Raw genomic sequence first — 26,270 nt, forward strand, 5'->3', positions numbered from 1 at the left:
GTCTCCGGGGTCTCCGTGATGGTCCGGCCAGCGTATGCGCAGGCGTAAGAGATTGGGCCACGGCCGTTACGGGGCAATTACCTCTTGCTGGTCTTATTGCTGTGTATGAACAGCTACAGGGTGTGAATGGCTACAGGGAGGTGACCCCGACTGTGTCAAGAGCGAGAGTGGCACGGCGGATCGCGGCGGGCGCCGCCTTCGGCGGTGGGAGCGTCGGTCTGATCGGTGCGGCCGGAGTGGGGCTCGTCCTGGCCGAGGTCCAGCTGGCGAAGCGGTCCGTCGGCGGCGGGAGGGCGCCGATCCCGCCCCGGGGCAACGGGTGGTACGGGCTGGCGTACGGACACACCGACCCCCTGCGGATGGGCATCCTCGGCGACTCCACGGCGGCGGGGCAGGGCGTGCGGCGGGCGGGCCAGACTCCGGGGGCGCTTCTCGCCTCGGGCCTGGCGGCGGTGGCGGAGCGCCCGGTGGACCTGCGGAACGTGGCGCTGCCGGGCGCCCAGTCGGACGATCTGGAACGGCAGGTGACGCAGCTGCTCTCGGACGCGTTCCCGGCCCCGGACGTCTGCGTGATCATAATCGGCGCGAACGATGTCACCCATCGGATGTCGGCGACCGCCTCGGTCCGCTATCTCGCGGCGGCGGTACGGCGGCTGCGGACGGCGGGCTCGGAGGTCGTCGTCGGCACGTGTCCCGACCTGGGGACGATCGAGCCGGTGTACCAGCCGCTGCGGTGGCTGGCCCGCCGGGTGAGCAGGCAGCTGGCGGCGGCCCAGACGATCGTGGCGGTCGAACAGGGCAGCCGTACGGTCTCGCTCGGCGACCTCCTGGGGCCGGAGTTCGAGGCGAACCCCCGCGAGATGTTCGGCGCCGACAACTACCACCCGTCGGCGGAGGGGTACGCGACGGCGGCGATGGCCGTCCTGCCGACGCTCTGCGCCGTGCTGGGCCTGTGGCCGGAGACGGACCATCTGGACTCGGCGCGCGACGAGGACATGCTGACGGTGGCGAAGGCGGCGTCGGCGGCCGCGGCGGAGGCGGGCACGGAGGTCACGGGGGCACGCGCGCCCTGGGCCCTGCTCAAGCACCGCAGGCGGCGGCGTCTGCCGGAGGCGGAGCCGACCCAGACGGAACCGGCCGCGCCCCCGCCGCCCTCGAAGGAAGGGGCCCACCGCATCTGACCGTGCGCGCCGGGCGCCGACCGCGAGGTGCCCGGCCGGCGGACCGGCCCCGGGTCCGCGCCCGGCGGGGGGCGAAAATCGGACTGCGGCCCTCGTCACACGACGGGCCGGGTGACCCCGCGCCGTACGTGCGGGTAACTTCACAAGACGGCACTCCCGCCGTACCGCACCCGCCACTGGAGCCGTGATGCCCGAAGCCGTGATCGTCTCTGCCGCCCGCTCCCCCATCGGCCGGGCCTTCAAGGGCTCCCTGAAGGAGCTGCGGCCCGACAACCTGACCGCGACCATCATTCAGGCCGCGCTCGCCAAGGTCCCCGAGCTCGACCCGCACGACATCGACGACCTGATGCTCGGCTGTGGTCTCCCCGGCGGCGAGCAGGGCCACAACCTGGGCCGGATCGTCGCCGTACAGATGGGGATGGACCATCTGCCCGGCTGCACCATCACCCGCTACTGCTCGTCCTCGCTCCAGACCTCCCGCATGGCGCTGCACGCCATCAAGGCGGGCGAGGGCGACGTCTTCATCTCGGCCGGTGTCGAGATGGTGTCCCGCTCGGTCAACGGCTCCAGCGACGGCGCGCCCGCCCACAACCCCCTCTTCGCCGAGGCCGAGGCCCGTACCGCCGCCGTCGCGGCCTCCGAAGGCGTGGGCTGGCACGACCCGCGCGAGGACGGTCTGCTCCCCGACGCGTACATCGCGATGGGCCAGACCGCCGAGAATCTGGCCCGGATCAAGGGCATCACGCGCCTGGAGATGGACGAGTTCGGCGTGCGGTCGCAGAATCTCGCCGAGGAAGCCATCAAGAACGGCTTCTGGGAGCGCGAGATCACCCCCGTCACGACCCCCGACGGCACGGTGGTCGCCAAGGACGACGGCCCCCGCGCCGGCATCACCCTGGAGGGCACCCAGGGCCTCAAGCCCGTCTTCCGCCCGGACGGACTGGTCACGGCCGGCAACTGCTGCCCACTCAACGACGGCGCGGCGGCGCTCGTGATCATGTCGGACACCAAGGCGCGCGAGCTGGGGCTGACCCCGCTGGCCCGGATCGTCTCCACCGGCGTCTCCGCCCTCTCGCCGGAGATCATGGGGTACGGCCCGGTCGAGGCCAGCAAGCAGGCGCTGGGCCGCGCGGGCCTGGGCATCGGTGACATCGACCTGGTGGAGATCAACGAGGCGTTCGCGGCTCAGGTCATCCCCTCCTACCAGGGCCTGGGTGTCGACCTCGACAAGCTGAACGTGAACGGCGGCGCCATCGCCGTCGGCCACCCCTTCGGTATGACGGGTGCGAGGATCACGGGCACGCTCATCAACGGGCTCCAGTTCCACGACAAGCAGTTCGGCCTGGAGACCATGTGCGTCGGCGGTGGCCAGGGCATGGCGATGGTCATCGAGCGGCTGAGCTGAGCCGGAGCGGAGGGTAGGGGCGGCCCGAGGTACGAGGGCCGCACCTGCCCGCAGCGGTGGCGAAGCGAACGCGACCAAAGAGACCGAGCGGCTGAGCTGAGCCGGAGCGGAGGGTAGGGGCGGCCCGAGGTACGAGGGCCGCACCTGCCCGCGCGGAGACCGAGCGGCTGAGCTGAACCCGGTCGAGCTCCAGTCGTGACTCAATCTCCCCCAGGATGTGACCTACCTGCTGGGGGAGACCCATTTACGCTGGTCGCGGCGGTAATGGGGCTGATCGTAAGGTCGAAAGACCTGTCCAATTCATGACGTAATGCACTGCCGACGTGCGCGCCCCCACGACAAGCTGATGTAGGAAGTCGGGGGACCATTGAAGACCGGGAGTAAGTCAGTGAGCGCCATGTCTATTGCCCTGCTGCTCACCACGGCCGCCGCCACGGCCGTGGGCGTCGCCGCCCTGCACGCCGCACACGGGCTGCGGCGAGAGGTCTCCGCCCTGCGCGGCGAACTGTCCCTGGCCAACCAGGGCGGCCGCGCCGCCGTACCGCAGGCACGCTCCGGCGAACCGGCACCCGCCGCCGCGTCCACCGAGGACATACGGCTCGCGGTGGCAGAGGCCCTGGCCGAGGAGCGCGAGCGGGAGCTGGCCGAGGCGCGTGCCTTCTGGGCCGCGCAGGAGGCCCGCGACGCGAGCGACGCGCCGTCGCTGCTGGGCGGCCTCACCGGCCCCGGCCCCGACGACGGACCGTTCTACGTGCCGCGCCAGGCCGACTTCGTGGGTCTGGAGGCGCTGGACCTGGACGCCCTCGACCGTGCCGACCGCGCCCGCCGAGCCGCCGACGACGACTACGACGACCTCGCGGAGCTGGCGGAACTCGCCGAGCTGCGCGAGCGCGCCGACCTGGGCGACAACGCCGACGCCGCGGAGCTCGGCGAGTACGACGACCTGGAGGACCTCGGGGAGTACGGGAACTTCGACGGGCTGCCCGAGCTGAGCGAGGTGAGTGAGGTCAGCGAGGTCGGTGAATTCGCCGAGGACTCGCCGGAGCTGGCCGCCGCCCGCCGCAGGCACCCCTCGCACCCGGACTTCGTGCCGGTCCGCACGCCGGTCGTCACCGACCACGAACGCACGGTCGCGCGGCTGGAGGAGCTGGCCGACGCCCGTACCGCGCTGGCCGACGTCCGCCCCGGCCCGCTGGGCACGCTCGACGTGTACGTCTTCACGGACGGTACGACGCTCTGCATGACCCCGGGCCACCGCGAGACCGCGGAGCGCCTCGCGGGAGCGCTGCGCGACGGCGGTACGCCGTTCCTGCTGGGCGGCTCGGGCATCTCGGGGGCGTACGCCCTCACGTTCTCGTGCGGCGTGCCCGCCGGCGCGTGCGACGGCACGGGCGCGGAGAACACCGGTACGGAGGACGAGGACGTCCCCGCCGACGACCACATCTACATCCTCGCCGACCGGGTCATAGCTTCGCTCTAGCCACCGCCCGCTCGACAGCCCGCACGGCCTCGTCCAGTTCCGGAACGGACGGGGCCGTTCTCAATGCCTCGGCCAAGTCACCCGCCGCGACGGTGAGTTGATCGGCGACAACGAAGACGCCGGCGTCCGGCATGATTCTCGGCGGCTCGTCCGGGCCGCCGTCCGGGCCGCGCTCCGAGTCCTCGATGCGCTGGGCACGTACGGACAATTCCCTGGCCAGAGCGAGCCCTTCGGCGGCGGCACCGCGCTGCAACCTGCTCTGCGGGGCCGCCCGCAGCCGGTCGGCGAATCGGTCCACGGCGGCTGTCAGACGCGTCGTATCAAGCACGCCGCGACCCTACGCGCCTCCCCCGAACTGTTGCCAACGGGCGAACGCTCAGGCACGGTGACGTGAAGGACCAGTACGCGCGAGCTGCCCTCGGAGGCGCCGATGTCCCTTGTTTTCTCCGAAGAGACCCACCGCAACCTGCTGTCCCGTATCCCACAGTGCACCGGCCGCGAGATCTCCGACTGGCTCCGCGCCGTCGACGAAGGTCCCGCCCTCGTCCGCTTCGACGAGAAGGTCGCCTGGCTCCGCGGCGAGCACGACCTCGCGTACGGGCACGCCAAGGCGATCATCCACGAGCACGACCTGAGGCGGGCCGCCCGCCGTCTGGGCTGACCACACCGGCCGCCACCTACGACGACCACCGATGACGAAGGGGTCCACGGGCTGTCGCCCGTGGACCCCTTCGTCGTGCGAGCCGTTACGCGCCCTAGTCGTTGCCGCTCAGGATCGAGAAGAGCCGCAGCATCTCCAGGTAGATCCAGACGAGCGTCATGGTGAGGCCGAAGGCCGCCATCCAGGACTCCTCGCGCGGCGCGCCGTACGTGACGCCGTCCTCGACCTGCTTGAAGTCGAGCGCCAGGAAGCACGCGCCGAGGATGATGCCGATCACACCGAAGAGGATGCCGAGGCCGCCGCTGCGGAAGCCGAGGCCGTCACCGCCGCCGAAGACGCTGAACAGCAGGTTGGCGACCATGAGGAGCACGAAGCCCATCGCGGCGGCCATCACGAAGCCGTAGAAGCGGCGCGTGACGCGGATCCAGCGCATCTTGTACGCGAACAGCACACCGGCGAAGACCGCCATCGTGCCCATCACGGCCTGGACGACCACGCCCGGCGAGAGGTACGTGCTCGCCGCGCTGCTGATCACGCCGAGGAAGACGCCCTCGAACGCGGCGTAGCCCAGGATCAGCGCCGGGACCGGCGTGCGCTTGAACGACTGGACCAGCGCGAGGACCAGGGCCACGAGGGCCGCGCCGATGGCGATGCCGTACGACTTGCCGAGGTTGCTCTCGTCGACCGGGAGCAGGACCCAGGCCAGGACAGCCGTGAGGACGACCGTACCGAGCGTGGACGCGGTGCGCGTCACCACGTCGTCGATCGTCATGACCCCGGCGCGGGCGGGCGCCTGGGGGCCGCCGTACTGACCGTCCGTCTGCGGGGCGTAAGGGTTGGCCGCGTACGGATTGGTCGCGTACGGGTTCTGCGTGCCTACGGCGGGGCCCCCGGCCTGCGGCGCCGCGTTGAAGCCCGCTTGGCCGTTGTCGCGACTGAAGCCCCGTCGCGAGAAGACCGGGTTGCTGCTCCTCATCTCACTCCTCCATGGCGGCCACCCTGCGCGGCCTTGGCACAAGAGTAATGCGGGAGCAAAAGGAACACCCTAGTGCCCTGGGAGGATCTTTCCTCGATCGTGACGCGACGGGTTCCGGCCCCGGGCCGCCAGGGCTGCCCGGGGCACCGCCCGGTGGCGGTTCCGCGACCCTCCGGGACCCTCGCGACGGCCCCGCGGTACTCCTTCGGCGGCGGGGCGCCGGAGGTCTCGAATCAACTGTTTGACGCGCACTCGACAACGTGATCATGGGGCTTGAGCTGGGGATTCACCGCGTTTTTCAGCTGACTATTCGTCAAGAGTGCTCTTTCTGCGAAGAGTTGGTCGCAGATGGCAACCTGCAGGCACGTTTCAGCAGTATTGTGCCCCAGAGGCAAAAAGTTGGGGGTGAATCGATCTTCGCAGGTCAGCACGCGTTCAGAGAGTGTGCCCGGAACCGGACTTGAACCGGTACGCCCCAATTGGGGCAGCGAGGTTTAAGCTCGCCGTGTCTGCATTCCACCATCCGGGCGTACGCGGCTCCGCGTTGGCTCACGAGCCTATCCGGGAGGACCCCTCGGACGGCCGAGTACTCAGCCGATCCTGTCTGATTTTATTGGCACCTGAGGGAGTGTCAGCCCTGGTAACACGCCATCGGCACATGCCGGAAGCAGGACGAAGGTCTTGATACGGACCTTGCGATATGACGGAAAGTCGCCGCTCTCTGTCTACTATTCGCCACTCCCCGCACACGGATCCCACACAGGCGTCGCCGGTGCGACCGGGAGATGACGGGAGTACTTGAGTCAGGGTCGACGTCATACCGGAGGAGGACGGAGCGCCCTTCCGGTCCGACCCGAGATGGCCCCAGGAACGGGCATGCGGGGTGACGACCCGCGACCGTGCGGCGGAGAGGATGAAGTCAATCCGCCAGACCCTCCCCGCTAGGAGCCCCGCCCGTGACGACCATGCCCCTCCTCCACCGCGCCAGCGCCGTGGCCGCCCATGCCTCCGGCTTGTCCAAGGTCTACGGGCAGGGCGAGACGCAGGTGGTCGCCCTCGACCAGGTCACCGTCGACTTCCGGCAGGGTGAGTTCACCGCGATCATGGGCCCGTCCGGGTCCGGCAAGTCGACCCTCATGCACTGCGTGGCCGGGCTGGACAGCTTCACCAGCGGCTCGGTACGCATCGGCGACACCGAGCTGGGCGAGCTCAAGGACAAGCAGCTCACCCAGCTCCGCCGGGACAAGATCGGCTTCATCTTCCAGGCGTTCAACCTGCTGCCGACCCTGACGGCCCTGGAGAACATCACGCTGCCCATGGACATCGCGGGCCGTAAGCCCGACAAGCAGTGGCTCGACAACGTGATCACGATGATCGGTCTCAAGGACCGGCTCCACCACCGTCCCACCGCGCTCTCCGGCGGCCAGCAGCAGCGGGTGGCGGTGGCGCGCGCCCTGGCCTCCCGTCCCGAGATCATCTTCGGCGACGAGCCGACCGGAAACCTCGACTCCCGGGCCGGCGCCGAGGTGCTGGGCTTCATGCGCAACTCCGTACGGGAGCTGGGCCAGACCGTCGTCATGGTCACACACGACCCGGTGGCCGCCTCCTACTCCGACCGGGTGATCTTCCTCGCGGACGGCCGGATCGTCGACGAGATGCAGCACCCCTCCGCCGACGGTGTGCTCGACCGTATGAAGGCCTTCGACGCCAAGGGCCGCAGGAGCTGACCTCCGCCGCCCGGCGCCCCTGACACCCTCACACCGCCCCGCGCGCCCCCGGCACGTCCGTCCAGGACGTCCCGGCACGTCCCGCCCTGCCGCTCTCCGGCCCACCCGGCACACCGTCCTCCGGCCCCCGGTCCGTCACTCGCGACGCCTCCGGTCGAGCCGTCCGTTCGCCCTGCCCACTTCGTCTGGACTCCCACCATGTTCCGTACCGCCCTGCGCACCGTGCTCGCGCACAAGGCCCGGCTGCTGATGACCGTGCTCGCCGTGATGCTCGGCGTGGCCTTCGTCTCCGGCACCCTGGTCTTCACCGACACCCTCGGCAACGCCTTCAACAAGCAGTCGGCCAAGAGCTACAAGGACGTGGCCGTCTCCGTCTCCACCTACGAGACCAACGAGCCCGGGGCGGACGGGAAGAAGCCGGAGCCCGGACTCAGTCCGAAGACCCTGGACCGGATCGCCGCCGTCGACGGCGTCCGGACCGTCACGGGCCGGGTCGACGGCTTCGCCGGCGTGGCCGACCCCGACGGCAAGCTCATCGGCAACGGCTGGTCCAACACCGGCACCAACTTCGCCCCCGCCGCGGACGGCAAGGACGCCGCGTACGACTTCACCGACGGCGCCGGCCCCACGGAGGCCGGCCAGATCGCGCTCGACAGGTCCACCGCGTCCAGGGGTGAGTACAAGGTCGGCGACCGCGTGCGCGTCGCCACCAACGGGCCGGTGAAGGAGTACGACCTGTCCGGTGTCTTCACCACCGAGGACGGCGCGGTCAACGCGGGCGGCAGTCTGGTGCTGTTCGAGACCTCCGTCGCCCAGAAGCTCTACCTGGAGCCGGGCTTCTTCCGGGACGCGACCGTCTCCGCCGAGCCCGGCGCCTCCGACCGGGAGATCCTCCGCAAGGTCGAGCCGCTGCTGCCCGAGGACGCCGAGGCCCAGACCGGCACGCAGCTCGCCGACGACCAGGCGAAGCAGATCGAGAACGAGCTCAGCAGCATCAACCAGATGCTGCTCGCCTTCGCGGCCATCGCGCTCTTCGTCGGAATCTTCCTGATCTCCAACACCTTCACCATGCTGGTCGCCCAGCGCACCAAGGAGCTGGCGCTGCTGCGCGCCGTCGGCGCCTCGCGCCGCCAGGTCAAGCGCTCGGTGATGGCCGAGGCGCTGGTCGTGGGCCTCGTCGCGTCCGCCATCGGCTTCGTCCTCGGTGTCGGTCTCGCCGTCGGACTGCGCTCGGCCATGGGCTCGTTCGGCGCGAAGGTGCCCGCCGGTCCGCTGGTGATCAGCCCGGTCGCCGTCGCCGCCGCCTTCGGTGTCGGCGTGGTGATCACCCTGATCGCCGCCTGGCTGCCGTCCCGCCGGGCCGCGAAGATCCCGCCGGTCGCGGCCATGAGCAGCGTGCACGCCGTGGCCACCATGAAGTCGCTGGTCCTGCGCAACTCCATCGGCGCCGTGTTCACGCTCATCGGCGCCGCGGGGATCATCGGGGGCGCCGCGGTCGGGAAGGACGGCAAGCTGATCATCGGTGCCGGTGCCTTCTTCTCGCTCGTCGGCATCATCGTGCTGATCCCGCTGCTGTCGCGCCCGGTCATCGCCCTCGTACAGCCGCTGCTGAACCGGGTGTTCGGCGTCGCGGGCAAGCTGGCGGGGCTGAACTCGGTGCGCAACCCGCGCCGTACGGGCGCCACCGCGTCCGCGCTGGCCATCGGCCTCACCCTGGTCACCGGCCTCACCACCATCGGTGTCACGCTCGGCCAGGCCATCGACAAGATGACCACGGACAACATCAAGGCCGACTACATGATCGCGATGGCCAGCGGCGGCGGTCTCGACGAGTCGGCGGTCACGGCGCTGGAGAAGGCGCCGGGTGTCAGCGCGGCGTCCCCGCAGCGCGCGTCCTGGCTGACGATCGACGGCGAGGGAGCCTCCGCGTCGGGTGTGACCCCGGGCGACATCGAGCGGGTCCTCGCCGTGAAGACGGTGACCGGTTCGCTGGGCACGCTGAACGGTGACGCGATCGCGGTGGACTCCGAGACCGCCAAGTCACGCGGGTGGAAGACCGGCGACACCGTCACGGTGGAGTACCAGGACAAGAAGACCGCGCGGCTGAAGGTCGGCGCCACCTACGAGCAGAACGAGTTCATCTCACCGGTCATGATCTCCACCGGTCTGGTGGGGCCGCACGAGGCGGACCCGCACACGCCCGAGGTGTACGTGGCGATGGACGGCGGCATGACCGAGGCCAACAAGCAGGCCCTGGTGGACGCGCTGGGCGACAACCCGGCGATCAGCGTGAACGACCGCCAGGACATCAGGAACATGTTCGGCGGCATGATCAACACCGCGCTCAACGTGATGTACGGACTGCTGGCGATGGCCCTGATCATCGCGGTGCTCGGTGTCGTCAACACCCTCGCGATGTCGGTCTTCGAGCGTCAGCAGGAGATCGGCATGCTGCGGGCGATCGGCCTGGACCGCCGCAGGGTCAAGCGCATGATCCGGCTGGAGGCCGTGGTGATCTCGGTCTTCGGCGCGGTGATCGGTGTCGGGCTCGGCACGTTCCTGGCCTGGGCGATCGGCGAGACGATCCGCTCGTCGATCCCGGGGTACGCGCTGGTCATGCCGTGGGAGCGGATCGGGATCTTCCTGGTCCTCGCGGGGCTCGTGGGTGTGCTGGCCGCGCTCTGGCCGGCGCGCAGCGCGGCGAAGCTCAACATGCTGACGGCGATCAAGACCGAGTGAGTCCGGCGCCGCGCCGGCGCGACACGGCCTCAGGGCCCCGCATCCCCCCCGGGTGCGGGGCCCTTCGCCGTGCCGGCATGGATGAAGCGCGTGCGTCGCGAGCGCGGCGGGGTGCGCCGTGACTCGTGTCAGCGCCAGCTGCGGGTGCGCAGCGGAAGACCCGAGACGCCGGAGTCGGCGGGCTTCACCGCCAGGATCTGGTTGACGCCGATCCTGTTGTGCTCGAAGGCGAGCGCCGAGGCGGCCATGTAGAGGCGCCAGACCCGGGCGCGGCCGGGTGAGGTGGCCCGTACCGCCTCGGGCCAGTGCCGCTCCAGATTCCGCACCCACTGACGGAGCGTCAGAGCGTAGTGCTCGCGCAGGGATTCGACGTCCCTGGCCTCGAAGCCCGCCTCCTCCAGCGTGCCGACGGTGCGGCCGAGCGGGGCCAGTTCGCCGTCGGGGAAGACGTAGGCGTCGATGAAGTCGTCGATGCGGTACTTGGATTCGTCCTTCTCGGGGCGGCGCCCGATCTGGTGGTTGAGCAGCCGGCCGCCCGGCTTGAGGAGGGCGAAGAGGTCGTCGGCGTACTCGCGGAAACGCACCGATCCGACGTGCTCGGCCATGCCGATCGACGAGATGGCGTCGTACGGGCCGTCCCTGACGTCCCGGTAGTCCTGGACCCTGATCTCGATCCGGTCCGTGAGGCCTTCGCCGGCGATGCGCTTGCGCGCGAACGCGGCCTGCTCGCGGGAGAGCGTGACACCGGTGACCTGGACGCCGTACTCACGCGCGGCGTGCATGGCCATGGATCCCCAGCCGCAGCCGACGTCCAGCAGCCGCTCGCCCTCCTTCAGCCCGAGCTTGCGGCAGACAAGGTCGAGCTTGTCGCGCTGCGCGTCCTCCAGCGGGGAGTCCGGGTGCTCGAAGTAGGCGCAGGAGTAGACCATGGAGGGTCCGAGGACCATCTCGTAGAAGTCGTTGCCCACGTCGTAGTGGTGGCTGATCGCGGCTCTGTCCCGGTGCTTGGTGTGCAGCGCGCCGCTTCTGCGCCGTACCTCCTCGGGAGGCGGCGGGGGCGGCGGCCAGGGGCCGGCGATCTCCAGGAGGCGCTTGCCGGCGGCGCGCATCCGCGGGTCGCGCAGCGGGTGCACCCCCTCCTCCGCCTCGGCGCCGCGTTCCCAGAGGAGTCCGGCGATCCGGTCGAGAAGGGCGTACAGATCACCGTCGACGTCCATCTCACCGGCCACCCAGGCGCGGGCGAGTCCCATCTCTCCCGGCTTCCACAGCAGTCGGCGCAGGGCCCGGCGGTGCCGGACGACGAGGGTCGGCGCGCCGGGCGGGCCCGACTCGCTGCCGTCCCAGGCGCGGATACGTACGGGGAGAGGGGCTCCCAGCAGTTCCTCGGCAAGAGTGGTCAGCCGCAGTGCGGCGTCGGCCATGGCGCACACCTCCGTGATGGTGGATCCCAGAAATGCTCAACAGATACGTAAACACCGCCGGGACGGAGTTGCAGTCCCGACAGCACGCAATGGGTGGGCAAAAATAGCTGCACCTGCCACGTATTTTGTGACCAAATCAGCCGGTGCGCACCCTTGCGTGCCTTCTCGTACCCACCTTGAGCGCCGGGCGCACGCGAAAGGGCCGCCCGCACCACGGATGGCGGGCGGCCCTTTCGGGTCGGTACGTGCGCCTACGCGCCTCGGCGCGCGGTCAGGAGGCCTTGACGCTGGTGCCGGCCTTGGCCTTCGTGGCCCCCGGCTGCGACTCCGGGTCCGGGCCGGACTCCGTCTTCGGGGCGACGGCCTGACGCGCCGGGGCGGGCTTGGCCGCCTCGTAGAACTCCTCGCGCGGTGTCTCCATCGCGCCGAGGGAGACGACCTCGCGCTTGAGGAACGCCGAGAGAGTCCAGTCGGCGAAGACGCGGATCTTACGGTTCCAGGTCGGCATCGCCATGCCGTGGTAGCCGCGGTGCATGTACCAGGCCAGCCGGCCACGGAACTTGATCTTCAGCTTGCCGACGACGACCATCGCGACGCCCTTGTGCAGGCCGAGACCGGCGACCGCGCCCTTGTTGGCGTGGCTGTACTCCTTCTGCGGGAAGCCCCGCAGCCCGGAGATCACGTTGTCGCCGAGGACCTTCGACTGACGCAGCGCGTGCTGGGCGTTGGGCGGGCACCAGGCGTTCTCGACACCGGCCCGGCGGGCGGCCAGGTCCGGGATCTGGGCGTTGTCGCCGGCGGCCCAGATGTAGTCGGTGCCCTGCACCTGGAGCTTGGCGTCGGTGTCGACGTGACCACGCGGGCCGAGCGGCAGACCGTAGCGGGCGAGCGCCGGGTTGGGCTTGACGCCCGCGGTCCACACGATGGTGTTGGAGTCGACCTCCAGACCGTTGCCGAGCACGACGTGGCCGTCGACGCAGGACTCCATACCGGTCTTGAGATAGATCTCGACGCCCCGGCTCTCCAGGTGCTCCTTGCCCCAGCTGCCCAGCTTCGGGCCGACCTCGGGAAGGATCTTGTCGGCGACGTCGACGAGCAGGAAGCGCATGTCCTCGCGCTTGACGCTCGTGTAGTACTTCGCGGCGTCGCGCGCCAGGTCCTCGATCTCCCCGACGGTCTCGGCGCCGGCGAAGCCACCGCCGACGAAGACGAAGGTCAGCGCCTTGCGGCGGACCTCCTCGTCGGTCGTGGAGTCGGCCTTGTCGAGCTGTTCGAGCACGTGGTTACGGAGACCGATCGCCTCCTCGATGCCCTTCATACCGATGCCCTGCTCGGCGAGGCCGGGGATCGGGAAGGTGCGGGAGACGGCGCCGAGCGCGACGATCAGGTAGTCGAAGGGCAGCTCGTAGGCCTCACCGACGAGCGGCGAGACGGTGGCGACCTTGCGGTCCTGGTCGATGGTCGTGACCCGACCGGTGAGCACCTCGGCCTTGGGCAGCACACGTCGCAGCGGTACGACGACATGCCGGGGCGAGATGCTGCCGGCGGCGGCTTCGGGGAGGAAGGGCTGGTACGTCATGTACGAGCGGGGGTCGACAACAGTGACCGTCGCCTCCCCGTAGCGCATCTTCTTCAGAATGCGACGAGCTGCGTACAGGCCTACGTACCCTCCGCCTACAACAAGGATCCTGGGACGCTCCGTGGTGCTCATGCCATCGAGTATCCACCTGCCTGGGAGGGGGTGCTCGTGAGCCCCTTCACAAGCACCTTCCCCACCTCTGCTACACTGCGCGGCCCCCATGATCGACATCATCTGTCCGAAGCGGGACCATACGGCGCCGAGGGATACTCCACACCCTCCCTGAGCTGGCCCTTGAGGTATCTCGCGGGAGTGGACCAGCGGGTGGTTCATACGCCCGCAACGCCGCCGGAACGACCCGTTGACGGGCCGCGCAGGGGGGTCGGAACGGGGTCGGGCCTCCCCGGGGAGTGATGTGCGCCCAACCCGGCGTTTTTCCTTGTGAAGAACTTCACGAACTTCGTTCCGGGGTGCGTGAGGGAGGGGGTGCAGAGCACCCGTAAAACCCCCGTAAAGGCGCTCCGGGGGCGGCCCGGGAACACCCCCAGGACGACCCCCGTTCACCCGCTCAGGCGATCGACCACGCGATGCCGTCGAGAATGTCGTGTTCGCTCACGACGACCTCCTCCGCGCCGGTCCTTTTCATGATCGTCAGGAGGATCAGCGCGCCCGCCGCGATCACGTCGACCCGCCCGGGATGCATCACGGGGATCGCCGCGCGCTCGTCGTGCGTGGCGGTGAGCAGCATGCCGGTGATCTCCTGGACCCGCTCGAACGGGATCCGGGAGTGGTGGATCGCCGCCGAGTCGTACTCGGTCAGGCCGAGCGCGATCGCCCCGACCGTGGTCACGGACCCGGCGAGGCCGACGAGCGTACGGGCGTCGCCCAGCGGGACGCTCTCCCCGACCGTGTCGAGGGCGGCGTCGATGTCCCCGCGTATGGCGGTGATCTCGCCGAGGGTCGCCGGACTGCTCGGGCGGTGCCGCTCCGTCATCCGTACGCAGCCGATGTCGACCGACCGCGCGGCCGTGACCCGGTCGGTCCCGACGACGAACTCGGTGGAGCCGCCTCCGATGTCCACGACCAGGAAGGGCTCGGCCAGATCGGTGCGGCCTGTCAGCTCCTTGGTGGCGCCGGTGAAGGAGAACTCCGCCTCCTGGTCGCCGGTGATCACCTCGGGCTCGACACCGAGGATGCCGAGGACGCCGCGGACGAAGTCGTCGCGGTTCTCGGCGTCGCGCGACGCGGAGGTGGCCACGAAGCGGGTCCGGTCCACGCCGTGGCCCTTGATGATCTCCGCGTACTCGCGGCAGGCCGCGAAGGTGCGCTCCAGCGCCTCGGGGGCGAGCCGGCCCGTCCGGTCGACGTCCTGGCCGAGCCGCACGATCGTCATGCGGCGGTCGAGATCGACGAGTTCGCCGGTGGCGGGGTCGGCGTCGGCGACGAGGAGGCGGATGGAGTTCGTCCCGCAGTCGACGGCCGCGACCCTGGTCATGCCGTACCCCCGGCGTGCTCGTCGGTTGCGGCTGCGGTGTCGGCTTCGGTGTCGCCGGCGGGCGCGGCTTCTCCAGGCTTTGTGAACGGGATCACACAGGGGCCCTTGCGCCACCACTCGGGCAGCATCGCCAGCGCCTCGTCCCCCAGCGGGTTCACTCCGGGGCCCGCCGCGAGCGAGTGGCCGACCAGCACGTGCAGGCACTTCACCCGGTCCGGCATACCGCCCGCGCTCGGGAAGCCCGCCAGTACCTCGACGGCGTCGCGCCGCGCGATGTAGTCCTCGTGCGCCTTGCGGTACGCGGCGGCCAACTCCGGGTCGGTGGCGAGGCGTTCGGTCATCTCCTTCATGACACCGTTCGCCTCCAGCGTGCCGATGGCCGAGGCCGCGCGCGGGCAGGTCAGATAGTAGAGCGTCGGGAAGGGAGTGCCGTCCGGCAGCCGCGGGGCGGTCTCCACCACGTCGGGCTGCCCGCAGGGGCAGCGGTGCGCGATGGCGCGCAGACCGCGCGGGGGCCGGCCGAGCTGCTGCCTGAACGCGTCGACGTCCGCCTCGGTGGGTTCGGTGCGTTCGGTCTGCGGAGGGGGCGTTTGCATACCTGCGTCGGTTTCCTTGGGTGTCTATCTGTCCGTCCGGTCGGCGCTGTCGACGCCGTCCAGAAGATTGGAGTACCAGGGCCGGTCGGCCGCGCCCTGGTCGGTGCGGTGCTCCTCGGCCGCCCGCGGGTCGGCCATGACGTAGCCGGTCTCCCCCGGCATCACGTAGTGCAGATGCTCGCGCGCCAGCCGCTGGATGTACGCGTCGTCCTGGAGTCGGGCCTTCTCGTCCCGCAGCTCCTCGACCCGCTTCGCGGCCTCGCGCGTCAGCTGCTCCTGCTCCGCGATGTCGCTCCGCTGCGACACGTACTGCCGCATCGGATAGGCGAGCGCCACGATCAGCGAGCAGACCACGAGCACCAGGAAGGCGGCGCGTCCGGTGAGCCGGGAGCGGCGGGCCTGTCTGCGGGTCTGCGAGCGGTAGACGCGGGCGGCGGTCTGCTCGCCCAGAATCCTGATCTTGGTCGCGGTGGAGAACCGGTCCCGGTTCGCGGCCATGGTCCCGCCTCCCTCAGAGGCCCGGCGTACCCCGTTCCTCTGCACTGCCGTACTGCCTCTGTACGCGCGTACGTCCCCGGACACGGTACGGGACCGCGGCTGGGGACGTACGCACGACTGGCGGTGCCGGCTGGGCCGGTGGCCGGTTGCCCGGGTCAGTCCTTGAAGCGGGGGAACGCGCTGCGGCCCGCGTACACCGCCGCGTCGTCGAGGATCTCCTCGATACGCAGCAGCTGGTTGTACTTGGCGACACGCTCGGAGCGGGCCGGGGCGCCGGTCTTGATCTGGCCGCAGTTGGTGGCGACGGCGAGGTCGGCGATCGTGACGTCCTCGGTCTCGCCGGAGCGGTGGGACATCATGCACTTGAAGCCGCTGCGCTGCGCCAGCTCGACGGCGTCCAGGGTCTCGGTCAGCGAACCGATCTGGTTGACCTTGACGAGCAGGGCGTTGGCCGAGCCCTCCTCGATGCCACGGGCCAGGCGCTCGGGGTTGGTGACGAAGAGGTCGTCGCCGACGATCTGGACCTTGGAGCCCAGCTTGTCGTTGAGGACCTTCCAGCCGGCCCAGTCGTCCTCGAAGAGCGGGTCCTCGATGGAGACCAGCGGGTACGAGGCGACGAGCTCCTCGTAGTACTCGGTCATCTCGGCGGCCGAGCGGGACTTGCCCTCGAACTCGTAGGAGCCGTCCTTGTAGAACTCGGAGGCCGCCACGTCGAGCGCGAGCGCGATGTCCTTGCCCGGGGCGTAGCCGGCTTCCTTGATGGCCACGAGGATCAGGTCGAGCGCGGCGCGGTTGGACTCCAGGTTCGGCGCGAAGCCGCCCTCGTCGCCGAGGCCGGTGGAGAGCCCCTTCTCCTTCAGGACCTTCTTCAGCGTGTGGTAGACCTCGGCGCCCCAGCGCAGGGCCTCGGAGAACGACTCGGCGCCGATCGGCGCGATCATGAACTCCTGGATGTCCACGTTCGAGTCGGCGTGCGACCCGCCGTTGAGGATGTTCATCATCGGGACGGGCAGGAGGTGCGCGTTCGGGCCGCCGAGGTAGCGGAACAGCGGCAGGTCCGAGGCCTCGGAGGCGGCGTGCGCCACGGCCAGGGAGACGCCGAGGATGGCGTTGGCGCCGAGCGAGGACTTGTCGGGGGTGGCGTCCAGGTCGAACATCGCCTGGTCGATCAGGCGCTGCTCGGTGGCGTCGTAGCCGACGAGCTCCGGGCCGATCTGCTCGATGACGGCGAGGACGGCCTTCTCGACACCCTTGCCCTGGTAGCGGTTCTGGTCACCGTCGCGGAGCTCAAGGGCCTCGAACGCACCGGTGGACGCACCGGAGGGGACGGCAGCACGGCCGGTGCTGCCGTCGTCGAGGCCGACCTCGACCTCGACCGTTGGGTTGCCTCGGGAGTCAAGGATTTCCCGGGCTACGACGACGTCGATGGACGGCACGAGCATCTCCTTCTGGGATGTGACGCTTGGAGTGCAGGGCCACATCGGCCTTGCGGCATGAGCCTAACCGGCTCCCGGTCGGCGGTCGGCAGATGCCCGCCCGCTGGGACGAAAAGAGTCCGCGATGCCCGTTCGGCCTGGAATGTCCAGGGGTCGGGTGGGGGGCGGGAGGGGGCCGGGCGCGGCCCACGTGGTCCGTGGTCCGCGTGGTCCGGCCCATGGCCTCAGGTCCGCCGCACGGCCTGAGGACCGTCCGAACCCCGGCCCGGCGCGTCCGGGGGGAGTGAGGCGCGCCGTGCCGGGGTTCAGGGGGGAAAGGGTCAGCTCAGGTGGAGCTGCTGACCCGGGAAGATCTCGTCGGCGTTCTCGACGATGTCCTTGTTCAGCTTGAAGAGCTTCTTCCAGCCACCTTCGACCTTCTTGGTCTCGGCGATCTTGGAGAGGGTGTCGCCGGGCTTGACCTTGTACTCGCCGTCGCCCTTCTTGACCGGACCGCGCGTCTCACCGCGCGAGGCGGGCTGCTCCTGCGCGGCGCGCGGGGCGGACCGCTCCTTCGGAGCGGCCTGCGGGGCCTGCTCGGGGGCGGCCTGCGGGGCGGAGCCGGCGGAGCCGGCGTCGTTCGAGGCGTTGGACAGGCCCACGCCGCAGCTCGGCCAGGCACCCTTGCCCTGGCCCGCCAGGACCTTCTCGGCGATCTGGATCTGCTGGGACTTCGAGGCCTGGTCGGCGCTGGACGCGAAGGCGCTGCCGCCGTACGCGGACCAGGTGGAGGCGGAGAACTGGAGTCCGCCGTAGTAGCCGTTGCCGGTGTTGATCGACCAGTCGCCGCCGGACTCGCACTGGGCGACGGCGTCCCACTCGGAGGTGGTGGCGGCGGAGGCGGAGGTGGCGCCGATCAGCGGGGCCGCGACAGCGGCACCGGTGATGCCGGCGAGCGTGGCGTAACGGACGGCCTTGGACGGACGACGGTGCTTGCCCTTGCCGGACGTGCTGGAAAAAAGCATGCGAGATCTCCTCACCGACGCCTGCGAGGTGAGCTGTCGGGTTCGGGCCAAGTGAGTTGCCCGGCCGTGCGACCCGGGAACGTCTTCACGTCCCCCTGCGCACGGCTCCACCCCGAGCCGGCCGTGCTGACCGGCGCTTACCTGTGGGTCCCCCGCTCCTGCCTTCGGCGCGTGATGCGACGAGTACTCCCCCCGACCGACGGCAGGATTCGGCGTGACGGTCGACGGTGCCCGCGGTGCGAGCGGTTCAGACCGTAAACACAGACATCCCGGATGTTCAAAGAAGGAACATCCGGGATGATTCGCCCATCCCGCCCCGAGGAAACCTCTGTTTACGCAGGTCGGAACGGAAAGGGGGTGAGTTGCCGGGCAGATCGCATCAGTTGGGGCGAAGAGACGCTTGTCTCACTTACGCAGATGCGGACATAGCCCGCTTAACTACCCCTGTTTCGCGGTCAGATCGAGCGTCTGGCCCGGCACGATGAGGTCCGCGTCGGAGCCCACGACCTCGCGGTTCGCCTGGTAGAGCGCGGGCCAGCCGCCGTCCACCTTCAGCTCGTCGGCGATGGCCCACAGGTTGTCGCCGGCGCGGACGGTGTACGAGCCGTCGGCGGCGGCGTCACCACGCGCCGAGCTGTCACCGCGTGAGGCGTGACGGCCGCTCTCGCGCTCGTCGTCGGCCTTGCCCGGTTCGGCGTCGGCCGCGGCCGGCTCGCTCGGCTCGGGGGCCGCCTCGCCGCGGTGCTTGCCCTTGCCGGTGGCGGCGGTGCTGGGCTGCGCGCTCGCCTCCGTGCTCGGCTCCGTGTTCGACTCCCCGGCGTCGGACGCGGAGTCGCGGCCGAACTGCCCGGAAGAGGGCGTCGACTCGGGAGCGGGCGGCAGCACGGCCTCTTCGCTCGTCTCGGGCTCGGGCTCGGCGGACTCGTCGGCGGGCTCGCTGTCCGGAGCCGTGTCCGCGCCGGCGTCCCGGCCCTCGCCGTCCGCCGAATCGGCGCCCGCGTCGGCCTTCGCGTCCGCGTCCGCCGTGAGCCCGGTGACCAGCGCGCAGGTCGGCCACGCGCTCGGGCCCTGCGCCGCGAGGATCTTCTCGGCGACGGCTATCTGCTGGCTGCGGCTGGCCTGGTCGGCGGTGGGGGCGTACGCCGTACCGCCGAAGTCCACCCAGGTCTCCTGGGAGATCTGGAGGCCGCCGTAGTAGCCGTTGCCGAGGTCGGCGCTCCACATGCCGCCGCTCTCGCATTCGGCGACGCGGTCCCAGGTGGAGGCGTCGGCCGCACTGGCGCCGGTCGCGCCGAGCAGCGGGATGGCGATCGCCGAGCCTGTCACCCCTGCCGCGACGACAAGGGCGGGGGCCTGACGGGGCCGACGGTGCCGGCCGTTCCCGGAGCGCATGCGGTTGCCTTCCGTGAGACTGCTGGAACGTGAATCCCAACACGTGACCGCTGGGACCGTCGTGAACGTAGCCGCACACGAACGCCTGTCACAAGTCGATGCAGCGGAGATCACGTGAAAGTCACAGTGCTGACGATCAGTCAGTCACGCACCGCTGTGAACTGCACCGGGAGCGTGCGCAGTCCACGCATGATGAGCCCGCCACGCCACCGCAAATCGGATGGATCGACCGCAAGTCGCAAGTCGGGCAGGCGCGTCAGAAGGGTGGCGAGCGCGGTCTGTCCCTCCAGCCGGGCGAGCGGCGCGCCGAGGCAGTAGTGGATGCCGTGGCCGTATCCGAGGTGTTTGTTGTCACTCCGCGACAGGTCGAGCCGGTCCGGGTCGGCGAACCGTTCCGGGTCGCGATCGGCGGCGGCGAGTACGACGAGGACGGGGTCGCCCACCGCGACGCGCTGCCCGCCGAGTTCGACGGGCTCGGTGGCGTAGCGCCAGGTGGCGAGCTCCACCGGCCCGTCGTAGCGCAGCAGTTCCTCGATCCCGGTCGCGAGCAGCTCCGTCTCGCCGGCGGCGAGGGAGCGCTGAAGGCGGCGGCGCTGCTCGGGATGACGAAGCAGGGCGTACACGCCGTTCCCCACGAGATTCACGGTCGTCTCGAACCCCGCGAAGAGAAGGATGAACGCCATCGCGGCGGCCTCGTTCTCGGTGAGGTGCTCGCCGTCGTCGCTCGCCCGGATCAGACCGGAGATCAGATCGTCACCGGGGTCGTCCCTCTTGCGGTGGATGAGTTCGGCGAGATATCCCCGCATCCTCTTGACCGACCGCGCGACCCCGCCCCGCGGCCCGCCGCCGTGCCGGATCATCATCCCGGCCCAGTCGCGGAAGTCGTCCTGGTCCTCGCGGGGAACGCCGAGCAGATCACAGATCGCGTAGATGGGAAGCGGGAAGGCGAAGTCGTGGATGAGGTCGGCCTCCCCCTTCGCGGCGAATGCGTCGATCAGCCCGTCCGTCAACTCCTGCACCCGGGGTGCGAATTCGGCCACCCGCCGGGGCGTGAACGCCTGCGACACGAGCCGTCGCAGGCGGGTGTGGTCGGGCGGATCGATGTTCAGCAGATGCGTCATCAACTCCGCCCGGCGCTCCCCCGGGATCCCCGTCTTCCCCTTGGCATGCGGCTGTTCGGCGTGGTGCACGGGGTTCTTCGACAGCCGCGGGTCGGCGAGCGCACGCCTGGCGTCCGCGTACCGCGTCACCAGCCACGCGTCGACCCCGCTCGGCAGCCGGGTCCGGTGCACGGGCGCGTGCTCACGCAGCCAGGCGTAGGCGGGGTAGGGGTCGGTGGCGAACTCCCAGGTGAAGAGGGAGGGAGCGGGGGTGTCGGAGGGCAGGTCGTGCATGCCCCGACAGTAACCGGCAGGTTCAGCGGCCCCGCGGGCCGTCCGGCCCGGCCGGGCAGATCTCGGCCCACAGGCACTCACGGTCCGGGAACCGGGGGCCGCGCCAGGCGGTGACCTCGGGCGTGGTCACGTGCCGGGCGGTGAGCACTCGATGTCGGCGAGCGGCGTGGGCGTCGGGGTCGTCCGGGCGGGCGCGGAGGGGGCGCGTTCGTCGACCCCGCGGGCGGCGTGGATACGCAGCAGTCCGTCGATGCCGCGCAGCAGGGTCTCGCCGGCCAGGACGGGGTCGCCGAGGTAGCCCGCGCTCATCGCGCCGTCGCGGAGCATGACGAAGTGCCGTCCGGCGTGCTCGGCCTCCGCGGCCGTGATCTCGGCGAACAGTCCGGTGATCGTCCGGAGGAACCACTCGCGGTGTCGCACGACGGCGCCGTGGACCGGGTGGTCGGGGTCGGGGAACTCCGCCGCCGCGTTGAGGAAGGCGCAGCCGCGGTAACCGGGCGAGCGGATCTGCTCGACCAGGGACGCTCCGATGCCCCGCAGGATGCTGTCGGTCGGCACGTCCGCCGCCGTCAGGGTGCCGATCTGGGTGCGGATCGCCTGGTCGACGCTTTCGATGTAGGCGACGGCCAGGTCGTCCTTGCCGCGGAAGTGGCGGTAGAAGGTGGCGTTGGTGACCTTCGCCTCGGCGACCAGACGGTCGACGCCCACCGTGTGGATGCCCTCCGTGTAGAAGAGCTGCCCGGCGGTCCTCAGAAGCCGCTCGCGGGCCTCGGAGACTCGCCTGCCGGTTCCTGTGCCGACTTCCGTCTGTGCCATGCCCCCCAGTGTAGGGGTAGAACGCTCTCTCTTGTCTTTCGGGGAAGGCGTGTGCCAGACTCCCCAGCAACAGAGAGAACGTTCTCTCTACCTCACCCTCAGGGAGAACCCATGGCATCCACCGCCTCCGCCACGCAGCTCGACGCCACACCCGTCCTGCGTCGGCTGTACGTCGCCCGCTTCGTCTTCGCCGCCGCGTGGGCGGGGCTCCTGCTGGTGTCCGGCCCGGACCTCACCGTCGGGGCGAGGCTGCTGCTGTTCCTCTACCCGGCCTTCGACGTGGTCGCGGCCGTCGTCGATGCCAGGTCGGCGCGCACCGACCGGCCGGTCAAGGGCCTGTACGCCAACATCGCCATCAGCTCGCTCGCCGCCGCCGGCATCGCGGTCGCCGGCGCCTCGGGCGTCGCCGACGTACTGCGCGTCTGGGGCGCGTGGGCGATCGTCTCCGGTCTGGTCCAGCTCTTCGTGGGTGTCGCGCGCCGGCCGATGGGCGGCCAGTGGGCCATGATCCTCAGCGGCGGCATCTCGGTGCCGGCCGGTGCGAGCTTCATCCTGAGCGCGTCACAGGACGACCCGGCGCTGACCTCCCTCGCCGGCTACGCCACGCTCGGCGGGATCTTCTTCCTCGTCTCGGCGTTCCGCCTGTCCCGCTCGGACCGCAGGGGCTAGCCCTCGGAACCCCGCCCCTTCGCCTCCGCCGCCAGGATCGCGTCCCGGTAGACCCGGGCCGCGGCGCGCAGGGACGCCTCCGGGTCGACGCCCGCCTGGTCCGCGCGGGCGGCCAGGGTCAGGAGGTCGTAGCCGATGCCCTCGCCCTTCGGGAGCGGGACGTCCAGGGGGGAGGCGGCGACGCGGGAGGTGAGTTTGGCCGCCAGGGCGAGGGCCGGCTGGCCCAGCGGGACGCCGGTGGTGATCGAGTCGCGCTCCTTCTCCGCCGCCTTCGTGCGGAGCCAGTGGGCCTTCACGTCCTCCGGGGTCTCGGCCTTCTCGTCGCCGAAGACATGGGGGTGACGGTGGATCAGCTTGTCGACGATGGTGGCCGCCACGTCGTCGATCGAGAACGGCTCGTCCTCCTCCTCCGCGATACGGGCGTGGAAGACCACCTGGAGCAGGACATCGCCCAGTTCCTCGCGCAGTTCGTCGCGGTCGCCGCTCTCGATCGCCTCGACCAGTTCGTACGACTCCTCGATGGCGTACTTGGCGAGGCCCTCGTGCGTCCGGGTGGAGGACCAGGGGCATTCGGCGCGGATGCGGTCCATGACCTGGACGAGATCGAGGAGGCGGGCGCCCGGCAGGTCGTAGGAGCCGGGGAGCAGTTCCAGGTCGGGCATCTGGACGCGGCCCGAGCCCGCGAGGCGGGAGAGGCCGTCGGTGAGGGCCTGGTCGCCCTCGCCGGAGGGCAGGACGACGACCGTACGGCCGCCAGCGCAGGCCTCGACCAGTTCCTGGGCGGTGGGCGCGGCGAGCGCGACCGCGACGCCGGCCTCGCGCAGATACGGCAGCTGGGGGTGCGCCGGGTCCGCGCACAGCACCTGGTCGGCCTCGTGCAGCGTCTGCCAGGCGGGCCAGGACAGCACACCGGGCGCGACCCGGTGGCTGACGGTGAGGAGGACGATACGGCCGGGGGCGACGGCGGGTTCTTCGGTCACCCGAGGAAACCTACCTCCGGTCCCCGGCCTCGCCTCACGCGCCCGTCGGGGCCTGCTCCGGCGGAGCCTCCTTGGTGACCTGGGTGAGCCACGGCGTCCTCGCCTCGCCGAGCCTGACCTGCTTCACGTCCCACGCGCCGTAGCGCGGGTTCACGTCGATGCCCAGCTCCTCGGACGTCTTCACCAGTACGGCGAGGACCTGCTGCTGGCCCTCGGGCGTGGTGGTGTTGGCGCCCAGCGACTGCGCCAGCTTCGACATCAGCACCTCGCGCCGGATCGCGGTGTCGATCTGGTCCGCGGTGAGCGCGCCCTGCTGTAGCAGCATCGCCTCCAGCTGCTCCTCGCCGCCGGACTGCTGGGCCGCGGCCTGGCGGGTGGACTGGATGTCCTTGCGGGACGCCTTCACACCGGCGTCGTCCGCGGCCTTCTGGAGAATCCGGTCGAAGATCATGCTGTTGAGCTTGACCTGCCCGAGCTGGCCGGTGTTCTTGATGAGCTCGGCCGCTTGGGGGGACGCCTGCTGCGCGTCGCGTACGTCCCGGACCTGGGCCTGCAGCGTGGACACCTCGATGCGTTCACCGCCGACGACGGCCGCGGCGCCGGGGTGGGCGTCGTTGCCGCAGGCGGTGAGGAGCGGGGCCGCTGCGATGAGCGCGGCTGAGAGAGTGAGCGCTGTGCGACGGCGGCGGTGCAAAGGGTGCCTCCTGGATCGTGACAACGACCGTGCGTTGATCGATGTTAGGCAGTGGCGGCGGATCCGATCCAGTCACCCTGTCCTTGTTACGAAAACTTCGCCCTGTCCGGTCCGCCGCCCGACCGCCGCCCGGCCGTCGCCTTCTCCGGCGCCGGCGGGTCCGGTTCGTCGGGTCGCAGCATGATCGTGCGGGAGACCACGAAAGTGATCGGGATCGCCGCCGCCGCGGCGATCAGGGGCGCGTAGGTGCTGCTGAATTCCAGCACGTCGACCAGCAGATAGACACCGCACGTGGTGATGGTGAAGTTCGCCGCGTTGGTGAGCGGGAAGAGCAAGAACTTCCGCCAGGTCGGCCGGGTCCGGTAGGTGAAGTAGGAGTTGAGGAAGAACGAGCCGATCATGCTGAGCACGAAGGCGACGACATGTGCCGCGACATACGGGAGCCAGATCAGCAGCACCAGATAACAGGCGCAGTACGAACCGGTGTTGACGACCCCGACGAGGGCGAATCTGATCAGCTGGCCCCGGACCCTCATGTGCCTACGAGCTCCTGCTCCTGGTCCGTCGTCGCGTGTGCCGCTGCCCCGCGCGGCCGGTCCACGTCGGTCGCCGCCACCAGATAGTGGGGGCGCCTCTTCACCTCGTAATAGATGCGGCCGACGTACTCGCCGACGACGCCCACCATCACCATCTGTACGCCCGACAGGGCCGTGATGGCCACCAGAAGTTTGAATCCTCCCCTCCCTGAAGGTAAGGGGTTTCCTCGCCTTCCAGGGCTGATCGGGGATTTCTGGTTCACGCTGCCAGGTGGGGCCGCGCCCCGCCGGGTCTTCCGCGATCGGCACCAGCCGGGTTGAGACCAGCCCGGACCAGCATCACGCGGGCGGAGTTCTTGTCCCTGGGGGACACAGCTCCGCACGCGATGCAGGCATAGGTTCGTTCCGAGAGTGGCAGTGCGTGCTTGGTTCTCGCTCCGCACCGTGCGCAATCCATCGTGGTGTACGCGGGATGGACCAGATGCACCGCCCGCCCGTGCTTGCGGCCCATCTCCACCAGGGCCGCCTTGGTAGCGGAAATCGCCGCGTCGGCCGCCTTGCGCGCCATGGTCGACCTGGCGAGGAACTTCGGGCGGAAGTCCTCCACCGCGATGGCATCATGGTCACGGACCACGGACTTGGCCCACTTACGGCCCGTGTCCTGCCGCTGCCGGGCGACCTTCTTGTGCAGCGTCGCCGTCAGCCTCTTCGCCCGGCGGTATCCCTTCGATCCGGCCTGCCCGCGCGCCGGTTTCCGGCGGGCCATCATCCGCTGGTATCCGGACAGCCTGGCGGCGGCCTTCCTGCCGTGCTCCGCGTGCGGGAGGTCATGGGCGTCGCTAGTGGTGGTCGCGGTCTCCTTCACGCCCCAGTCGATACCGATCACGCGGCCGGTCTCGGGCAGGTGCTCAACGGTGGCGGGCACGACGAAACTCGCGTACCAGTGCCCGAGGCTGTCCTGGTAGACCCGCACCGATGTCGGGTCGGCAAGCAGGTCCCGCGACCACACCACACTCAGTGTGATGCCGCCCGCCAGGTGCAGCCTCCCGTCCTTCAACCGGAAACCGCGCCTGGTGTAATTCAGACTCGGCAGCGCCTCACGCTTCTTCTTGAACCTCGGCATCCCGGCCCGGTGCCGCACCGGCAGCCGCTCCTTGATGTCCTTCTGCGCACTGGCACGGGACTTGCCAAAGTCGCGGATCAACTGCTGTTGGGGAACCGAACTTCCCTCACGCAGCCAGGCATTCGCCCTGCGGGCCCCGGTCAGCATCTTGTCGAGCTGGGCGGGACCACATGTGCGCTTTTCCGCGCCCTCGGGCCGGGTCTTGTTCCACAGGTGCGTCTGCTTCGACTTCGCGCAGCACTCGTTCCAGATCCAACGGCACCGGCGCCACTCCGCCAACAAGCCACCACGGGCGCCGGACGACACGCGCAGACGGAAAGTCCACCGTGCATTCCCGGCGCCTTCGGCTACCTGCGATGTCGTCATGAACCAACATTTAGCAGCACCTAGTCATTTCGCTCCCAAGTCCCCCAACAAGCCACACGATCGACTGCACACCCAAACACACATACGAGCCGACGACTTCTC

At 70.1% G+C, this 26,270-nt stretch carries 23 protein-coding genes, 1 tRNA gene, 1 pseudogene and 1 riboswitch; of the genes and pseudogenes, 7 read left to right on the forward strand and 18 right to left on the reverse strand.

Annotated elements, in window-relative coordinates; genetic code table 11:
• Window positions 1–167 precede the first annotated feature (167 nt).
• The 3 genes from IEY79_RS23335 (at window position 168) to IEY79_RS23345 (ending at window position 4,066) form a co-directional block, all read left to right on the forward strand.
• On the forward strand, window positions 168–1,181 hold the full coding sequence (locus IEY79_RS23335; protein ID WP_189109615.1) for an SGNH/GDSL hydrolase family protein: 1,014 nt from the start codon (window positions 168–170) through the stop codon (window positions 1,179–1,181).
• Window positions 1,182–1,368: 187 nt separating this feature from the next.
• Entirely contained in the window at window positions 1,369–2,586 is a 1,218-nt protein-coding gene (locus IEY79_RS23340; protein ID WP_189109521.1) for an acetyl-CoA C-acetyltransferase, read from the forward strand.
• Window positions 2,587–2,983: 397 nt separating this feature from the next.
• The gene (locus IEY79_RS23345; RefSeq protein ID WP_189109522.1) at window positions 2,984–4,066 is read left to right on the forward strand and encodes a hypothetical protein; all 1,083 of its coding nucleotides are present in this window, start codon (window positions 2,984–2,986) and stop codon (window positions 4,064–4,066) included.
• On the opposite strand, the gene IEY79_RS23350 is transcribed toward IEY79_RS23345, so the two are convergent.
• Entirely contained in the window at window positions 4,050–4,394 is a 345-nt protein-coding gene (locus IEY79_RS23350; protein ID WP_189109523.1) for a hypothetical protein, read from the reverse strand. The two genes, IEY79_RS23345 and IEY79_RS23350, sit on opposite strands and share 17 nt — an antisense overlap.
• Window positions 4,395–4,496: 102 nt before the next feature.
• Here IEY79_RS23350 and IEY79_RS23355 point away from each other — a divergent pair, with 102 nt between their 5' ends.
• A complete protein-coding gene (locus tag IEY79_RS23355; RefSeq protein ID WP_189109524.1) occupies window positions 4,497–4,727 on the forward strand; it encodes a DUF4287 domain-containing protein in 231 nt (76 codons plus the stop codon).
• A gap of 94 nt (window positions 4,728–4,821) precedes the next feature.
• Here IEY79_RS23355 and IEY79_RS23360 read toward each other — a convergent pair whose 3' ends face one another.
• Together IEY79_RS23360 and IEY79_RS23365 are read right to left on the reverse strand one after the other, a co-directional pair.
• On the reverse strand, window positions 4,822–5,703 hold the full coding sequence (locus IEY79_RS23360; protein WP_189109525.1) for a Bax inhibitor-1/YccA family protein: 882 nt from the start codon (window positions 5,701–5,703) through the stop codon (window positions 4,822–4,824).
• Window positions 5,704–6,148: 445 nt separating this feature from the next.
• A tRNA-Leu gene (locus IEY79_RS23365) sits at window positions 6,149–6,232 on the reverse strand.
• A gap of 436 nt (window positions 6,233–6,668) precedes the next feature.
• On the opposite strand from IEY79_RS23365, the gene IEY79_RS23370 reads away from it, so the two are divergent.
• Together IEY79_RS23370 and IEY79_RS23375 are read left to right on the forward strand one after the other, a co-directional pair.
• Entirely contained in the window at window positions 6,669–7,430 is a 762-nt protein-coding gene (locus IEY79_RS23370; RefSeq protein WP_373292606.1) for an ABC transporter ATP-binding protein, read from the forward strand.
• Between the two features lie 198 nt (window positions 7,431–7,628).
• Window positions 7,629–10,169, forward strand: coding sequence for an ABC transporter permease (locus IEY79_RS23375; protein ID WP_189109527.1), 2,541 nt, complete (start codon window positions 7,629–7,631; stop codon window positions 10,167–10,169).
• Between the two features lie 128 nt (window positions 10,170–10,297).
• Here the strand turns inward: IEY79_RS23375 and IEY79_RS23380 are convergent, their stop codons facing one another.
• The 10 genes from IEY79_RS23380 to IEY79_RS23425 form a co-directional block, all read right to left on the reverse strand.
• A complete protein-coding gene (locus IEY79_RS23380; protein ID WP_189109528.1) occupies window positions 10,298–11,590 on the reverse strand; it encodes a class I SAM-dependent methyltransferase in 1,293 nt (430 codons plus the stop codon).
• A 271-nt stretch (window positions 11,591–11,861) separates the two neighbouring features.
• A complete protein-coding gene (locus IEY79_RS23385) occupies window positions 11,862–13,301 on the reverse strand; it encodes an NAD(P)/FAD-dependent oxidoreductase (RefSeq protein WP_229701064.1) in 1,440 nt (479 codons plus the stop codon).
• A 436-nt stretch (window positions 13,302–13,737) separates the two neighbouring features.
• A complete protein-coding gene (locus IEY79_RS23390) occupies window positions 13,738–14,664 on the reverse strand; it encodes a Ppx/GppA phosphatase family protein (RefSeq protein WP_189109529.1) in 927 nt (308 codons plus the stop codon).
• Window positions 14,661–15,260, reverse strand: coding sequence for a DUF501 domain-containing protein (locus IEY79_RS23395; protein WP_189109530.1), 600 nt, complete (start codon window positions 15,258–15,260; stop codon window positions 14,661–14,663). Before IEY79_RS23395 ends, IEY79_RS23390 begins: the two co-directional genes overlap by 4 nt.
• Before the next feature lie 24 nt (window positions 15,261–15,284).
• A complete protein-coding gene (locus IEY79_RS23400) occupies window positions 15,285–15,758 on the reverse strand; it encodes an FtsB family cell division protein (RefSeq protein ID WP_189109531.1) in 474 nt (157 codons plus the stop codon).
• A gap of 155 nt (window positions 15,759–15,913) precedes the next feature.
• Window positions 15,914–17,200: a phosphopyruvate hydratase gene (eno, locus tag IEY79_RS23405; protein ID WP_189109532.1), complete on the reverse strand. Its 1,287-nt coding sequence runs from the start codon at window positions 17,198–17,200 to the stop codon at window positions 15,914–15,916.
• A gap of 314 nt (window positions 17,201–17,514) precedes the next feature.
• Window positions 17,515–18,198, reverse strand: a complete 684-nt coding sequence (locus tag IEY79_RS23410; RefSeq protein ID WP_189109533.1) for a LysM peptidoglycan-binding domain-containing protein — start codon at window positions 18,196–18,198, stop codon at window positions 17,515–17,517.
• A gap of 3 nt (window positions 18,199–18,201) precedes the next feature.
• Window positions 18,202–18,378: riboswitch (cyclic di-AMP (ydaO/yuaA leader) on the reverse strand.
• 258 nt (window positions 18,379–18,636) lie between these two features.
• A complete protein-coding gene (locus tag IEY79_RS23415; protein ID WP_189109534.1) occupies window positions 18,637–19,590 on the reverse strand; it encodes a LysM peptidoglycan-binding domain-containing protein in 954 nt (317 codons plus the stop codon).
• Between the two features lie 140 nt (window positions 19,591–19,730).
• On the reverse strand, window positions 19,731–20,984 hold the full coding sequence (locus IEY79_RS23420; RefSeq protein ID WP_189109535.1) for a cytochrome P450 family protein: 1,254 nt from the start codon (window positions 20,982–20,984) through the stop codon (window positions 19,731–19,733).
• Window positions 20,985–21,110: 126 nt separating this feature from the next.
• Window positions 21,111–21,800 (reverse strand): TetR/AcrR family transcriptional regulator, encoded by a 690-nt coding sequence (locus IEY79_RS23425; protein WP_189109536.1) that lies wholly within the window; start codon window positions 21,798–21,800, stop codon window positions 21,111–21,113.
• Window positions 21,801–21,911: 111 nt separating this feature from the next.
• Here IEY79_RS23425 and IEY79_RS23430 point away from each other — a divergent pair, with 111 nt between their 5' ends.
• The gene (locus tag IEY79_RS23430) at window positions 21,912–22,469 is read left to right on the forward strand and encodes a hypothetical protein (RefSeq protein WP_189109537.1); all 558 of its coding nucleotides are present in this window, start codon (window positions 21,912–21,914) and stop codon (window positions 22,467–22,469) included.
• Here IEY79_RS23430 and IEY79_RS23435 read toward each other — a convergent pair.
• The 5 genes and pseudogenes from IEY79_RS23435 to IEY79_RS23455 all read right to left on the reverse strand — a co-directional run bounded on the left by IEY79_RS23435 (window position 22,466) and on the right by IEY79_RS23455 (window position 26,168).
• Complete coding sequence (locus IEY79_RS23435; protein ID WP_189109538.1) at window positions 22,466–23,449, reverse strand: nucleoside triphosphate pyrophosphohydrolase; 984 nt, start codon at window positions 23,447–23,449, stop codon at window positions 22,466–22,468. The genes IEY79_RS23430 and IEY79_RS23435 overlap by 4 nt on opposite strands.
• Before the next feature lie 34 nt (window positions 23,450–23,483).
• Window positions 23,484–24,143: a SurA N-terminal domain-containing protein gene (locus tag IEY79_RS23440; RefSeq protein ID WP_189109539.1), complete on the reverse strand. Its 660-nt coding sequence runs from the start codon at window positions 24,141–24,143 to the stop codon at window positions 23,484–23,486.
• Window positions 24,144–24,229: 86 nt separating this feature from the next.
• Entirely contained in the window at window positions 24,230–24,679 is a 450-nt protein-coding gene (locus IEY79_RS23445; protein WP_189109540.1) for a GtrA family protein, read from the reverse strand.
• Window positions 24,676–24,882 (reverse strand): annotated as a pseudogene (locus IEY79_RS23450) (glycosyltransferase); the annotation flags it as partial. The gene IEY79_RS23445 and the pseudogene IEY79_RS23450, both read right to left, overlap by 4 nt.
• 56 nt (window positions 24,883–24,938) lie before the next feature.
• Window positions 24,939–26,168, reverse strand: coding sequence for an RNA-guided endonuclease InsQ/TnpB family protein (locus IEY79_RS23455; RefSeq protein WP_189109541.1), 1,230 nt, complete (start codon window positions 26,166–26,168; stop codon window positions 24,939–24,941).
• Window positions 26,169–26,270: the final 102 nt, after the last annotated feature.

The sequence above is a fragment of the Streptomyces camponoticapitis genome, from assembly GCF_014646115.1.
Taxonomy (GTDB): domain Bacteria; phylum Actinomycetota; class Actinomycetes; order Streptomycetales; family Streptomycetaceae; genus Streptomyces; species Streptomyces camponoticapitis.

Excerpts from the sequence above, each read along its gene's own strand:
- IEY79_RS23340 (WP_189109521.1), top strand. The coding sequence starts at position 1,369 with ATGCCCGAAGCCGTGATCGTCTCTGCCGCCCGCTCCCCCATCGGCCGG.
- IEY79_RS23345 (WP_189109522.1), top strand. The coding sequence starts at position 2,984 with ATGTCTATTGCCCTGCTGCTCACCACGGCCGCCGCCACGGCCGTGGGC.
- IEY79_RS23355 (WP_189109524.1), top strand. The coding sequence starts at position 4,497 with ATGTCCCTTGTTTTCTCCGAAGAGACCCACCGCAACCTGCTGTCCCGT.
- IEY79_RS23360 (WP_189109525.1), bottom strand. The coding sequence starts at position 5,703 with ATGAGGAGCAGCAACCCGGTCTTCTCGCGACGGGGCTTCAGTCGCGAC.
- IEY79_RS23370 (WP_373292606.1), top strand. The coding sequence starts at position 6,669 with ATGCCCCTCCTCCACCGCGCCAGCGCCGTGGCCGCCCATGCCTCCGGC.
- IEY79_RS23375 (WP_189109527.1), top strand. The coding sequence starts at position 7,629 with ATGTTCCGTACCGCCCTGCGCACCGTGCTCGCGCACAAGGCCCGGCTG.
- IEY79_RS23380 (WP_189109528.1), bottom strand. The coding sequence starts at position 11,590 with ATGGCCGACGCCGCACTGCGGCTGACCACTCTTGCCGAGGAACTGCTG.
- IEY79_RS23385 (WP_229701064.1), bottom strand. The coding sequence starts at position 13,301 with ATGAGCACCACGGAGCGTCCCAGGATCCTTGTTGTAGGCGGAGGGTAC.
- IEY79_RS23390 (WP_189109529.1), bottom strand. The coding sequence starts at position 14,664 with ATGACCAGGGTCGCGGCCGTCGACTGCGGGACGAACTCCATCCGCCTC.
- IEY79_RS23395 (WP_189109530.1), bottom strand. The coding sequence starts at position 15,260 with ATGCAAACGCCCCCTCCGCAGACCGAACGCACCGAACCCACCGAGGCG.
- IEY79_RS23400 (WP_189109531.1), bottom strand. The coding sequence starts at position 15,758 with ATGGCCGCGAACCGGGACCGGTTCTCCACCGCGACCAAGATCAGGATT.
- eno (WP_189109532.1), bottom strand. The coding sequence starts at position 17,200 with ATGCTCGTGCCGTCCATCGACGTCGTCGTAGCCCGGGAAATCCTTGAC.
- IEY79_RS23410 (WP_189109533.1), bottom strand. The coding sequence starts at position 18,198 with ATGCTTTTTTCCAGCACGTCCGGCAAGGGCAAGCACCGTCGTCCGTCC.
- IEY79_RS23415 (WP_189109534.1), bottom strand. The coding sequence starts at position 19,590 with ATGCGCTCCGGGAACGGCCGGCACCGTCGGCCCCGTCAGGCCCCCGCC.
- IEY79_RS23420 (WP_189109535.1), bottom strand. The coding sequence starts at position 20,984 with ATGCACGACCTGCCCTCCGACACCCCCGCTCCCTCCCTCTTCACCTGG.
- IEY79_RS23425 (WP_189109536.1), bottom strand. The coding sequence starts at position 21,800 with ATGGCACAGACGGAAGTCGGCACAGGAACCGGCAGGCGAGTCTCCGAG.
- IEY79_RS23430 (WP_189109537.1), top strand. The coding sequence starts at position 21,912 with ATGGCATCCACCGCCTCCGCCACGCAGCTCGACGCCACACCCGTCCTG.
- IEY79_RS23445 (WP_189109540.1), bottom strand. The coding sequence starts at position 24,679 with ATGAGGGTCCGGGGCCAGCTGATCAGATTCGCCCTCGTCGGGGTCGTC.
- IEY79_RS23455 (WP_189109541.1), bottom strand. The coding sequence starts at position 26,168 with ATGACGACATCGCAGGTAGCCGAAGGCGCCGGGAATGCACGGTGGACT.